Below are 13,156 nucleotides of genomic sequence, written 5' to 3'. Positions count from 1 at the left end.
GGTTGAAAATGAGAAAAAAGAAGTCGTACTTAAGTTCCGTTCACCTGATCGATATATTGCTGCTTCTCTACCTATAAGGTGATTTCCGAGAAAGCTTTTCCCATAAGGGTAATCGCTTGGACTAAAGGCTTTCAAGAAATAAAAGGAACAGAGAGTTAGCGGATCTTGGTACACAACTTTAAAATTTCATAATTGGCTTGTCTGAAAAAACAGAAGAAATAGATTAAAATGAAGAGGTAAAAAGATTAGAGAGAGTAAATTGAAGCTAAAACAGACAAATCATCCCTTAACCCCGTCGATGGTCGATGATTTACGTTTAGCAGCCTCAAAAATGACGGGAGCAGAGCGTCGTTCATTTCAAGCTGAAATGTGTCTCAAGTATTGTGGAGGAAGTGCCAGACAAACCGAAATCGTGTTTGGTTGGGGGAGAAAAAATGTTCAACTTGGATTACATGAAAAACGAACTGGGATAGTGTGTTTAGGATTACAATCAGTCAATAGTGGATGTAAAAAATGGGAGGAAAGATACCCAATAGTTGCCCAATCATTGAAAGAAATAGCCGAAGCTCACGCACAACAAAACCCCACATTTAATAACCCCATTGCCTATACAAGATTAACGGCGGCTGAAGCCATTAAACAATTAAGAAATCTAGGATATAATGGAGAGGAGGTTCCTGCTGCTTCGACAATGGCAGATATTTTAAATCGTTTGGGCTATCGATTAAGAAAAGTGGTAAAAGCTAAACCTAAAAAAAAATCTCGGAGACGGACGCTATCTTCGAGAATATAGAGAAAAAAGATAGAAAAAAAGACCCTTCTGTGAAACGTTTAAGTATGGATTGTAAAGCAACTGTGGAAATAGGAGAATATTCACGTGGCGGACAAACCAGAGGTTATAATCAAGCTCAAGATCATGATATGGGAACTAAAGAAAAATACGTTCCTTGTGGGATTGTAGATGAAGATACAGGGCAACTTTATGTAACTTTTGGAAGTTCTTATAAAACGAGTGATTTCATGCTAGATAACTTGAAGCAATGGTGGACAAGTCTGAGTATAACTGAAAAGCAGCAACTAGAGAACATCCAAATTAAAGTTGATAATGGACCAGAAAATAGTGGAATAAGAAGGCAATTTTTGAAGAGAATGGTAGAGTTTGCCGACCAAACTAAGAAATCTATTCAATTACTATATTTTCCTCCTTATCACAGTAAATATAATCCCATAGAAAGATGTTGGGGAATTTTAGAGAGGCATTGGAACGGAACACTTCTGAGAAATGCTCAAACGATGTTAGCTTGGGTAAAAACTATGACATGGAAAGGCTTAAATCCGATAGTTAAGTTAAGTAAAAAAGTTTATCAAAAAGGCATTTCTTTAACGAAAAAAGAGATGAAGGAAATTGAGAAACGTTTAGAACGTAATCCTCACTTACCTAAATGGGATATTTTGATTAGACCCAGTTAGTCTAAAAAGTTAATAAGAGTGTAAAATTAAGTGAATTTCCTTTTTAAAAATAGTCAAAGCTAATTTAAAAGTTAGCGTATTTCTTTCTTTTAGATAGGGAGGTTTTTGTTCGCGGAAAGTATCCGCGAACAACTTTTTATTTTTCCCTTTTCGCTTATTTGAGATGTTCTACAAACAGATTCTGAGAATGGGTGGGAAACTTTTTCTTGGAAATCACCTAATTAATTCCAAAAAGCCCTAACTCGAATTGGGTGGTTAGGGCGACTTAACATCCCTGATAATAGTATGGGAAATGTAATTATCAAACAATATTGTTCAGTTTAGTGGCGACGGGATCGCTGTCTTCGCCGAGTCGCCTCTTTACGTTTGCGTTTTTCTTGTGGCGTTTCAAAAAATTGGTGCTTTTTATAGTCTGTATAAATTCCAGCTTTAGCAACCTGTCGTTTAAATCGACGTAACGCAGATTCTATGGGTTCGTTTTGACCAACAACTACTTGGGTCATTATCTCAGTTTACACCTCCTGTTTTCTGTGCGTGATGTTTATTGTCCCTTAGACTGACGCTAGGAACAGTATTGAGGTATATTTCCTCAACTTGTCAATTATAACTTATTTTTGGATACCTCACCTAATAACATTGATCCCTTTAATTAACCAGCGATCGCCTTGACGAACTAGATCATAGCGAACCCGTAAATTATCTTTATAGGAACGGCCAGGTTGACTTCCTTGATAAGATTGGGCGGACTCTTTAACATTGGCATCAACTACCGCTTGATTGGGATTATTAGGACTGGGATTGAAAGAATTAACAGCAACTTGGTGTTCGTAAGTCCAGTAACTCTGATTTTGTTGTAATTGTTGTGCCTGTTTTTGCCATCGAGTCAGTACAGGATCGGCCAAAATTTTCTTGAGGGATTCTATGTCATGGTCTTTACCCAAAGCCTGTGATTTAGTCCCTAACCAGGTTTCTATAACTTGTTGCGCCCCTTCGGAGGTCAACATTCCCGTCACTGTTACCATTTGAGCATTAGCGGCCGGGATATCGATCAAAGGTCGATGGAGAGCAACGGAATACTGTCCTTCTTCTAGGGCAGATAAGGGGGCATTGCTTTGATTTAGCCAGGTTGTTGCCAGTCCAATTAATCCCACTCCCCCTAAAACAGCAACCGCCATTAAACCTAGTTTTGGGCGGAACAGAGTAACCCGACGATTATTCCGTCTTGGGGAACCCTTAGCTGGGGGTTTACTGTTGGGGATAGTTTGGGTGCTAGCTGGCTTATTGCTTGAGGATTTTTCGGAGACTGTTTCAGGTATGGGTTCAGGGTTAGGTTTTTGGGAGTTTTTCAGTCGTTTACGACGACGAGCATCCCGAATATCTATAGGGGAAGAGGAACGAACTGGTAAGGGGGGAAAGGGATCTGCAACAGGAACAGCAGTTCCATGATTATAAGTATTATGACGAGATGGTTGGATGTTCTCTTTTTTCTTTACTGGACGAGGTCTAGGCGCAATTGGAGTTAGTAGGCCATTGAGATAGGCTTGAACGCCTTGATCGGCAAAATAGTCTTTTAATGAGGGTTGTCTGCCTTGTAAGTCCCGACAATGACTAAAAACTTCCGTTTGTAGCCAATGCTCACCATAAAGGCATAAGCCAGGCAGGAGATCGGGCGCACCTTGAGATTTTTCTCGGATAAAGTTTAAAGCTTGTTGATCTTGACAACGTTTTAATGCTTGTGCTGCGGCTTCGGTTTGTCCCAACAATAAAGCGACAATGGACTGTTCAATGGATACATCTTGACGGGGTTCTAGTCCTTCGAGTACGGTTTTCGCCTCTAAGATTAAGGAGGGTTGTTTATGGGCAAAACCCTGAGCAATGAGGGCATATACCCCTAAATAAGCTGCCACAGACGAGGGACGCTGGGACTCCTCCATAAAAATGTCTTTTTGTTCAGTCGCTGTTAAATAAGTCCTAATCTGCTGAATAAATCGTAAAAAATCGTCAATTCCTAGTCCAGAGCCATCGTCTCCTTTGCCATCGATCCCCTGACGTTCTTCTAACATGGATTGTAATAATTTAATCCCTGTTTGACGAGGAGTTTTATTTTTTAGGGGCAGTGCTAATAATTCTAAAATTTGGTAGGGACGAAGCTTGTGCAGTTCTGTACGAATTTCCGTTTGTATGGAGGGAAACAGATTGTTTTTCTCTAGCAGGGTTAATCCTTGTCTTCCTGCTGAATCTGCCCCCTCATAAGCTTGTTGATGCCACTGCTCACGACTAATTTCTAGATAAGCTAAAGCAATGCTTAAGAATGTGTCACTCCGCTGCTTTGTGGCTGTATCATCAATGTTTAAGGATAAAGGAGAGGTGGGTAGTGTGGATAAATAACTTTCACCGTAGTTAATAACTAGCTCATATTCCCCCAATTCATGAAAGATCAGGAGACTGCCGGGTAATTGCTCCGGCTCAACTTCAATCTCCCAAGTAGTGACAGAGGAACTTTCTCTTATTGCTTCTGTCTCTGTGGCTGAAGACTCAGCCCCCTCTTGCTCCTGATAAGCAGATTGGGCTTGCAAAAATTGGTTTTCATATTTAGCTTTTTGGGTTGGATTCGATAAAACACTATAGGCTTGCTCAAGCAACTGTCTACGAGCTTCTATGGCCAGATCACTGTATTCCCGACGGGGTAACTGTACACTACGATCTCGATAAGCTTGCCGAAGTTGCTCATCTGTTGCTTGGGGGAAAATTCCTAATATCCTGTAGTAGTCTAGCGGTATGCGCACGGTTGACTTCCTCAGAGCAGGGTTACTTATTATATTTAACAAAGATGATTATAGGAAATCATCTATGGTATTTAAGGGACTTGATTATAAAATCAAAAATAGGTCTGGCAAAATTGTAACTTAAAGATTCCTTTTAGTAAAAATTTTTTTTATTTGTGGTAGTCAGATACACCTTACCAGATAATACCTATTCAGTATCACATTATCCCCAAAGCTCATCAAAAATGATAGTTGGGACTTCCTGACTCAAGATCAGATATTTCTGCTCATAGAGCCATTTCTGCTAAAGTGGAACAGAAGGAAATTGCTTTTTCCGCACAAAGGTCAGAAAGCTTACCTCGATCTCTGATTGTAGCGACATTTTTAATTCTTGGTTGGCTCCCTTTGATTTATAGTTCAATTGTTCTTGAATACGGTTAGAATTGTTATGGTTTCCGAACGTACTTTGCCTGAATTTAATACAGTATCGATTCAACTGACCAAAGCAGAAGGGTTAATGTTGTACGAGGATATGACCTTAGGACGCTTATTTGAGGATAAATGTGCTGAGATGTATTATCGGGGTCGAATGTTTGGCTTTGTCCATCTCTACAACGGACAAGAAGCGGTTTCTACAGGTATTATTAAAGCCTTACGCCCTGGTGAAGACTATGTATCGAGTACCTATCGGGATCACGTTCACGCCCTCAGTTGTGGGGTTCCCCCCCGAGAAGTAATGGCCGAGCTATTTGGCAAAGAAACCGGTTGCAGTAAAGGCCGTGGGGGTTCGATGCACTTATTCTCGGAAAAACACCGTCTGTTAGGGGGTTATGCTTTTGTGGCTGAGGGTATTCCCGTGGCCACAGGCGCAGCCTTTCAGAGTAAGTATAGACGGGAAATGATGGGGGATGACAGTGCCGATCAAGTGACGGCCTGTTTCTTTGGAGATGGAGCCAGCAATAATGGTCAATTTTTTGAATGTTTGAATATGGCCTCTTTGTGGAAGTTACCCATTATTTACGTAGTGGAAAATAATAAATGGGCTATTGGTATGGCCCACGATCGCGCGACTTCCGAACCTGAAATCTATAAAAAAGCCAGTGTTTTTGATATGGTGGGGGTAGAAGTGGACGGTATGGACGTTCTTGCAGTCAGGAAAGTAGCCCAAGAAGCCGTAGATAGAGCTCGTGCCGGAGAAGGCCCCACTTTGATCGAAGCTTTAACTTATCGTTTTCGGGGTCACTCCCTCGCTGATCCCGATGAACTGCGATCGCCTGATGAAAAACAGTTTTGGGGTAATAAAGATCCTATTCAACGCTTAGAAGCTTATTTAATTGAACATAATTTAGCTAATCAAAGCGAGTTGGATGAAATTAAGCAAAAGGTTCAAGCAAGTGTTGATGATGCTGTGAAATTTGCTGAAGAAAGTCCTGAACCCGATCCTAAAGAGTTATATCGTTACATATTTGCCGAAGATTAAGGCAAGAGTGAACAGTGAACAGTGATCATTTAGAAGTTGATTAATGGGTCACTGTTCACCGAATAATTAATAATTTACAGCGAGAAGCAGAAAGTTGAGAGAGAGTTCTTTTTTTTCATTGAAACCATAAAGTTTTTAAATCAGAAAGAGTGATTAACTATGAGAATAGCAATATTTTAAGGTAAAAAAGTCTGTAATTTTACTTACTAAAAATAAATTTATAAATTTTTCAGTAGTGTTATTTAAGTAGTATTGTTTAAATATCAAGTAAATAACCGAATTTTTGCCGTAAGTAATCACAGATTGGTCAGAGCTTTTCTTTGCCAGTATAAATACTTAATTACTCTTTATAAAAAATTGCAAAAATAGTTAGTTTTACGGATGATATTTTTAGAAAATGTTCTCAACAATAGTCGTGTTTAAATAGTTATATTAAACCCCAGTTATTAGTGATCTAGATCATTGCCAAAACGTGATCTGATATATATAATACATATTATATATATTCTAAACTGTTAAACTAAATTCTTGATGTTAAATAGAATCATGATGAGATTATGAACAGAAAAATAGAACTGTTAAAAATAAACACAAAAAACAAAGGTTTTACAATGGTAGAAGTTTTAGCTGTACTATTAATCTTAGGTGTACTGGCAATTGTGGCAGTTCCTATCAAAAGTTGGGCAGAAAATCCTCTAGGGGATGCTACTAAACAAACCGTTGGGATATTAAACCTGATCCGAATGCGAGCTATTTCCACCACATCAGCTTATCGAATTAAATTAGATCCTGATGTTTCTGGCAATAAATATAAAGTTGAAATCGCCAAAACAAGAGGTTGCGAAAGTTTAACTGAATTAACGGCTGATGTAGAATCAACAGAGCAAGAATTAACTGTAGCTTCAACAGAAGGTGTTAGTGGTAGGAGATAGTATTATTGTCGGTACTGATGAATATGAAAATGAAATTATAGCCACCAGTGCCTCGACAATAACATTAGGAAAACCCTTGGGTACTTCTCAAAAAGAAAAAGCAAATATTGAACTAATTAATAACTGGTTTAAGGATATTTACTTCAGCCAAGATAACCTAACATTACCGGAAGAAATCACTATCCATGGTAATCCTACTAATTGGACTCTATGTTTTGATAGTCGAGGACACGCCAACGTTTATGATCCTTTGGGAGTATTGAGTTATGACTTAACCTTAACCTTAACCAATACTGCAAATAAGAGTTCAAGTGAAATAACTATTTTTAGGGGAGGTGCCGTGAAAGTCGAATATCTTGATTAAATCAAACTTAAACCGAATAAAGCCTTAACAAATGTATAGAGGAAAGGGGGTTGATTGTGAGCTTTTATCTACTGTTTTCAAAAAAACATAAAAACTTAGGAGCTACTCTAGCTGAAAATTTAGTTTCATTTACCATAGTAACGACCACTATATCTGTGATGACTCCTATCTTCTTTTCTCAAAAAGAAGAAAATGTTAACCAAAAATTTTTAACAGGAGCTATTAATCTATCTAAAGAACATCTAGATGATTTAAGGCGACAAAAAATTATCGATCTCCCCTTGGGGAAATCAACAATTCAAAAAGAAACATCGGGGTATTCTTATGAGTTAAAACAATATATTTGTACGGAAGAACCAATTGTCAACGCCGACCAATCTGTTACTTGTAAAACGACAATAGAAAAAGAAAACAATTTACGTCACATTATTTTAAGTATTGAGAAAAATGAAAAACAAATATACAAAGTTCAAACCGCATTTACTCGCCTTAGATAGACCGAATCAAGGAATTACTCTTATGGAACTACTCACAGGAACTATGGTTTCATCGATTATTATCAACCTTGGTTTTATGGGTTTTTCCCTATCTCGACAAATGTATCTTCAGGATCAACAAACTAACGATGTTAATCAAGCCCTGCGGATTGTTTTTGAGATGGTGGGTGCTGATATTCGGCAAGCAGGAGAGGGCTTTGCTGAAGATCCTAACTTTCCGAGCGTCGTTGTTACCAAAGACGATGATGGTAATTAAGAAATTAGTATTCGACGCAGCGTATTAAGTATAAGTCTTCCTGTCTGTCGTCGGGTTGTCTCAGGAACCACTGAGGAGGTTATGGTTGTGGATGAAACCGGTTCGATCGCTGGCTGTGACGTGATTGAAAAGGATAATGGTTGGCCTGATAGTTTAGATAGTTGGAGAGATTATCGCACCTCAAATGGCAGCACAGTTCGTGCTTTTATTTACGATGGGGTTGGCAATGGAGAATTCTTCGACTATGCCGGTGAAAAAACATTTGCTGAGGACGGTTCGACTGTTACCCCCTCTCCAGATGCTGTGGCATCAGCCTCGATCACCACAGATCGTCATAGATGGGAGAATACATATGAAGCCAATGGTTCCAGTCGAATTTATCTAATTGAGGAACGTCATTATCGATTAGAAAACAATAGACTCCAGTTAACTCTTGATAACAACCCTGATGACACTTTTACTATTTTAGGCAATTTAGAGACTTTTCAAATTATTACTCATATTCAACAAGATTTATCCGCCACTTCTTCACAAAGATATACTTGTACCGTTATTCCTCCTCAAAAATCTACTGATTGCAATGTAACACTCCCCAATGATTATGTTTGGTCTCAAATAAAATTTCTGGAAATTAAGTCCAAAGTTCTCATTAACGACTCTTCTTCCTTTGCTCTGGAAACAGAACAATCTCAAAAAGTATTCCCCCGAAATATTTTGAATTATTAAAGTAATCCTACAATGAAAAAACTATCTCCAAGCACTCAAAAGTATATTTTTTTCTTAAAAAGCCTATATCAGAGCAGTAAAGGTTATACATTCATCCTAGCCCTTGCTTTAGGTTTAACTCTACATTCACTGTTAGTTGCCTACGCCGTTGTCATTAGGGTTGAGAGCATCAGTACCAAAGGTTCAGCGGACAGTAATAATGGCTTTTATGGTGCTGAAGCTGGACTTAATCGCAGAGCGGAAGAAATTAGGAAAACTTTCGTTGATTTTAATCGACCTTCAGGATCTAGTCCATCCTCTGTGGCTAACTGTCTAGATTCTGACTCTAGCAATGATGGAACTGGAGATTTTGGATGTCAGCAGTATGAGTTTGTTGCTGCTTCAGAAAGCAAAGATGGTCATCTGGCCGCCACTTATGTTGTCGAGCGCAATGGTGGACGGACCAAAGTTGGTGTTGTTCCCAGAGGGGAAGCTTACCAAAACCTCAATATGCTGGAATATAGTTATTCGGTTTACTCCATCGCCAAACGGGAAAACGCGCCTCCTTCTGAGGTAACAGCAATTTTACAACTAGACGTTAAAAGTCGTCTTGTGCCCATGTTTCAGTTTGCTGCCTTTTATGCCAATGATTTAGAAATTCTCCCCGGTCCAATCATGGATTTAAACGGGCCAATTCATACCAACGGCAATCTCTATCTTGGTGCCAATGAGAATAAAGGACTCAATATCGATGGTCAAATTACCCTTTCTGGCAATCTCTACAATAGTCGGAAGAATGATAATTCTACCTATCCCGATGGAAGGGTGACAATTATTAACGCCGCCGGGACAAGCTTTTTGAATCTTTTGTCAAAAGGGACAGGAAGAACCAACCAAACTAAAAATCCTATGGACCCTATTTTGGTTAGCACTGCTTGGGGAACTCAAGTACAATTGGGTATGGAGTCGATTTCTTTGCCCCCTCCAAGTTTTTTGGATAAGAGTGGGGAGTATTACGAAAAAGCGAACTTACGTTTTTCCTATAAACCCGTTGCCACTTCTAATTCTGACCCTGATTTAACCACTGTTCCTTTTGAAGTCACTACCGTTAATCAAGTTTCTGGCAATGCTGTTTCTTTGACAGAAGGGGAGTTACGCAGTTTACGGCAGCCTATTTTAGTTAGTGAAGAACTTGCTGACATCAGCGATAACGATTTTAAGGTTTGTAACCCTGTAAGTAACTCTCTAAACCTCTCCATTCCTGATTTAAACCCAACTGGAAATACAGAACTGACTGAACAACTGCCAGAACTTTTATATATTGCTTTGGTTTCTCAAACAACTCCCATAACTTATTCATCACTTTCTCAACCCCTTAGCAGTGGTAATTTTTCTGAAGTCAGGACATCTCTACTGGATTTAATTAACTCAAAATTTTCTCTATCTTTGTCTTCTTTGCCATCAGATATCATTAACAAAACACCCAATCAAATTGCTGGTATAGACAATCGTTGTTTTGTTAGTGCTGTTGTGCAAGATATTGGGCGAGATAGTGGTTCCCATCAATCTACGCACCGTTTTTATAACGATCGCGAAGGTCGAGATATGCGTCTTTTGCAACTTAACTTTCAAAGTTTAGCTATTTGGAATAAAGTGGGTCGCTATGTTGAATTTACTAATGGGACACTGACAGATAATGAAGAGAATGAAGGATTTTCCGCAGAAGAAAAACTGTTTAACCTAGCAAGTCCCGATAGCGATGCACCAGAAGGTTCTTTTCAAAACTTGGGACTAGGAGCAAATGACGAAACTGATGGCGGTTTAGTAATCTACGCAACAATCGATGGTGGTACCTATTCTAAAGCCCGTGGTAATACCAGTCCCTATGGTTTTGCTATTACCCAAGGACAACAATTGATGAGCTTAACAAAAAGTGATTCTCAAAGACATGGATTAGGTGTTACTTTTGCCACGGATCAAGCGGTTTATTTACAAGGGGACTATAATATTTTTAATAAACAAGCAGCAGCTATTTTAACCGATTCTATCAATGTTTTGTCCAATGCTTGTCTCAATGCTGACAAAGCTATTCACAAACATTCTGATAAAAACTGCAATACCGATAACGATGAGGGCAAAAAAGATGCAACCTCAACCACTGTTAACACTGCATTTTTGAGCGGAACTGATATTACCAACTCGAAGTTAACTTCTGCATATAATGGCGGTTTAGAAAATTACCCCCGATTTTCAGAAAATTGGGCCGAGAAAACTTTGACCTATCGTGGTTCTTTTGTTAGTTTAGGCATCCCTGAACATGTTAAAGGGAGATGGAAAAGACAAAGATGCAACGCACCTAAACGAAATTGGGATTATGATCTTGATTTGAATGATGCAGATAACTTACCTCCATTAACACCTAGATTTGTTTATTTGAGACAAGAATCTTTTATTCGTAATTTCCAACAATAACAATTAAAGACATTTTTAGAGGGCAACAACAATGATATAATGGGGAGTTATGCAGGTAAAACCTGTAATTAAGTTAGGGATTTCAAGGACAAATTATGGAACCTAAACGAGAATTTTTCCCCAGGTTGAAAAAAACGGTAATGCCTCGCCCTTATTTTGCCACAGAAAAGGATATTTTGGGACAAAGAGGAACAGCAGCAGCAATGGATGCAGCAATTTACGGTTCAAACTGGTATTTAGACAAAGAACAAGGATTAATTGAAGTTTACGAAGCAGGGGCAGCTATTAGCTTTTTTAATCTGCTCCCTCGCAAAAATAAATATGAAAAAGAAGGGCTTTATTTACGGTTAAAAATTGCTTATAGAACTACAGAAAATGCGAATGTTAACATTCGTACTTTTTCAGGGAATCATGTTACCTTAGCTAACAGTCTTACTGGTGATATGTACGATGATCCCCAAACCTATTGGTGGGTAACAGATGATTTAACCCTGAATATTAACTCTATTTTTTCGGGGGAAAAACTTTGGTTACAAAGAGTTGACTGGGAATGGATGAGTAAGGAAATTATTTATGAAGATGAAGTTTTTGGTAAAAATACAATTCTTTATCGTTCCCTAGAAGATATTCAGAAACTTTACCAAGAAAAAGAAATCACTGATGACGATGTGAAAGACTTTTTAAGAGATAAGATCAACAGTGATGACTGGTTTGCCAAAAAATGTCTCGTTATGCTACGAGAAGAACAATTAATGGGAGAAAAGTTGGTTAAACTGTTTGAAGATAGTGGACTAGAATTATCCTAGTTTAGATTGAATTAAATAGAAAAGGGAAAGTACGTAGTCAAGGCTTTAGCCTTGATTATGACTAGCTTAAGAAAGTCCTCAAGGACTTACTACGAGCTTTAGCCTTGATTATGACTAGGGAAAGTAAGTCCTAAAGGACTTACTACGGGCTTACATTATTTTTGTATCCCTACTTAAATCCAGTTGGGTAACATTCTCATAGCAAACCCTTTTGAAGATAAAGGCAGTCCTAAATACATAGGCAACCAATACATAAAAGCTAGACTTATTAATAATAAGAGGAAGATTCCAACACGACGATTTAAAAGAGAGTGACCGATTAAACATTGTTCAATAATTAGGGTTTGCTGAATAAAAGCAAAACCCTATTCTTTAAAAGGTTACACCCATATTCGCGATCGCAAAAAAGATCAGCTTTGTCGGCTACAAACCGCTATAATTGGTAGAAACACCTCCCAGTTGTTGGTCAAGAACAAATGTATCGAAAAGAGGAGCAACCTTTACCGCCCCCAGAAAAATTTGAATTACCTTTCGAGGGCAAATTGTCCCCCAATAATCGTTGGGTAATCATGGCAGAGTTGATACCTTGGGATGATTTTGAGGAAGAATCTGCTAAACTTTTTTCAGCAGAAAAAGGTGCGCCAGCCAAACTATTTAGAATGGCATTAGGGACATTAATTATTAAGGAAAAATTAGGAACAAGTGATAGAGAAACTATAGAACAGATTAGAGAAAATCCCTATCTACAATACTTTATAGGTTTAAATTGTTATCAACAAGAGCCACCACTGGAATCTTCAATGCTAGTTCATTTTAGGAAAAGAATTGATGGAGAATTGATAAACAAAATCAATAAAAAATAGTAAAAAGAGAAATAGACAAGAGTGATAAAGAAGTAAAAAAAAAGGATTGTCTCCAAGAAAAAGGAGAAAAAATAAAAAATAAAGGTAAACTAATTTTAGATGCGACTTGTGCGCCAGCAGACATCANATACCCAACGGATTTAGGCATATTAAATCAAGCCAGAATTGAGACAGAAAGAATAATAGATAATCGTTATAAACCATTAAGAGTAAAATTGAGAAAAAAGCCGAGAACTTCTAGAATAATTGCTAGAAAGGAATACTTAAAAGTAGCTAAAAACGAAAAGTATCCTATCAAGAAAGAGAAAAGCTATCGGGAAACAGTTTAAATAACCTTAAGAAAAATTTAGGAAATTTAGGAAGACTTAATTTCAGCTGGGGCTTCCCCTGGAAATCTGAATAAAAGACAGAAAATTTGTCTTGAGACTATCAAAAAGTTTTATGACAACCACGGTCAAGGGGGAAGATAAGACCCAAAAGGGTCCCCAAAAAATGAAGTTTAACTCACCCCCATATCCCCCCAAAGGGAGGGGAAAAGCCGGAAAA

At 38.2% G+C, this 13,156-nt stretch carries 10 protein-coding genes and 2 pseudogenes; 10 read left to right on the top strand and 2 right to left on the bottom strand.

Annotation, left to right across the window (positions count from 1 at the left end):
* Positions 1–298: 298 nt before the first annotated feature.
* A pseudogene (locus tag CWATDRAFT_RS41970) lies at positions 299–1,470 on the top strand (ISAzo13 family transposase).
* Between the two features lie 320 nt (positions 1,471–1,790).
* Here CWATDRAFT_RS41970 and rpsU read toward each other — a convergent pair.
* A complete protein-coding gene (gene rpsU / locus CWATDRAFT_RS24065; RefSeq protein ID WP_007307443.1) occupies positions 1,791–1,973 on the bottom strand; it encodes a 30S ribosomal protein S21 in 183 nt (60 codons plus the stop codon).
* 120 nt (positions 1,974–2,093) lie between these two features.
* Positions 2,094–4,256, bottom strand: coding sequence for an IMS domain-containing protein (locus tag CWATDRAFT_RS24060; protein ID WP_007307442.1), 2,163 nt, complete (start codon positions 4,254–4,256; stop codon positions 2,094–2,096).
* A gap of 427 nt (positions 4,257–4,683) precedes the next feature.
* On the opposite strand from CWATDRAFT_RS24060, the gene pdhA reads away from it, so the two are divergent.
* From pdhA to CWATDRAFT_RS34520, 9 genes and pseudogenes are all read left to right on the top strand, one after another.
* Positions 4,684–5,715 carry a pyruvate dehydrogenase (acetyl-transferring) E1 component subunit alpha gene (gene pdhA, locus CWATDRAFT_RS24050; protein ID WP_007307445.1) on the top strand — a complete coding sequence of 344 codons (1,032 nt, stop codon included), beginning with the start codon at positions 4,684–4,686 and terminating at the stop codon, positions 5,713–5,715.
* 611 nt (positions 5,716–6,326) lie between these two features.
* On the top strand, positions 6,327–6,647 hold the full coding sequence (locus CWATDRAFT_RS40430) for a pilus assembly FimT family protein (RefSeq protein ID WP_007307446.1): 321 nt from the start codon (positions 6,327–6,329) through the stop codon (positions 6,645–6,647).
* Positions 6,628–7,011, top strand: a complete 384-nt coding sequence (locus tag CWATDRAFT_RS40425) for a hypothetical protein (protein WP_007307447.1) — start codon at positions 6,628–6,630, stop codon at positions 7,009–7,011. Before CWATDRAFT_RS40430 ends, CWATDRAFT_RS40425 begins: the two co-directional genes overlap by 20 nt.
* Positions 7,012–7,067: 56 nt before the next feature.
* Positions 7,068–7,508 carry a type II secretion system protein gene (locus CWATDRAFT_RS24040; RefSeq protein WP_007307448.1) on the top strand — a complete coding sequence of 147 codons (441 nt, stop codon included), beginning with the start codon at positions 7,068–7,070 and terminating at the stop codon, positions 7,506–7,508.
* A gap of 43 nt (positions 7,509–7,551) precedes the next feature.
* Positions 7,552–7,764, top strand: a complete 213-nt coding sequence (locus CWATDRAFT_RS40420) for a hypothetical protein (protein ID WP_232287188.1) — start codon at positions 7,552–7,554, stop codon at positions 7,762–7,764.
* 81 nt (positions 7,765–7,845) lie between these two features.
* Positions 7,846–8,490, top strand: a complete 645-nt coding sequence (locus tag CWATDRAFT_RS40415) for a hypothetical protein (protein ID WP_007307450.1) — start codon at positions 7,846–7,848, stop codon at positions 8,488–8,490.
* Positions 8,491–8,502: 12 nt separating this feature from the next.
* Entirely contained in the window at positions 8,503–10,941 is a 2,439-nt protein-coding gene (locus CWATDRAFT_RS24030) for a hypothetical protein (RefSeq protein WP_007307451.1), read from the top strand.
* Between the two features lie 140 nt (positions 10,942–11,081).
* Positions 11,082–11,747, top strand: coding sequence for a hypothetical protein (locus CWATDRAFT_RS24025; protein WP_232287187.1), 666 nt, complete (start codon positions 11,082–11,084; stop codon positions 11,745–11,747).
* Positions 11,748–12,223: 476 nt separating this feature from the next.
* Positions 12,224–13,156: pseudogene (locus CWATDRAFT_RS34520) on the top strand (transposase); the annotation flags it as partial.

It is taken from the genome of Crocosphaera watsonii WH 8501, assembly GCF_000167195.1.
Taxonomy (GTDB): domain Bacteria; phylum Cyanobacteriota; class Cyanobacteriia; order Cyanobacteriales; family Microcystaceae; genus Crocosphaera; species Crocosphaera watsonii.
Note: the sequence above shows the minus strand (reverse complement) of the source record. Positions and strands in the feature narration are given on the sequence as shown.

Excerpts from the sequence above, each read along its gene's own strand:
- rpsU (WP_007307443.1), bottom strand. The coding sequence starts at position 1,973 with ATGACCCAAGTAGTTGTTGGTCAAAACGAACCCATAGAATCTGCGTTA.
- pdhA (WP_007307445.1), top strand. The coding sequence starts at position 4,684 with ATGGTTTCCGAACGTACTTTGCCTGAATTTAATACAGTATCGATTCAA.
- CWATDRAFT_RS40430 (WP_007307446.1), top strand. The coding sequence starts at position 6,327 with ATGGTAGAAGTTTTAGCTGTACTATTAATCTTAGGTGTACTGGCAATT.
- CWATDRAFT_RS40420 (WP_232287188.1), top strand. The coding sequence starts at position 7,552 with ATGGTTTCATCGATTATTATCAACCTTGGTTTTATGGGTTTTTCCCTA.
- CWATDRAFT_RS40415 (WP_007307450.1), top strand. The coding sequence starts at position 7,846 with ATGGTTGTGGATGAAACCGGTTCGATCGCTGGCTGTGACGTGATTGAA.
- CWATDRAFT_RS24030 (WP_007307451.1), top strand. The coding sequence starts at position 8,503 with ATGAAAAAACTATCTCCAAGCACTCAAAAGTATATTTTTTTCTTAAAA.
- CWATDRAFT_RS24025 (WP_232287187.1), top strand. The coding sequence starts at position 11,082 with ATGCCTCGCCCTTATTTTGCCACAGAAAAGGATATTTTGGGACAAAGA.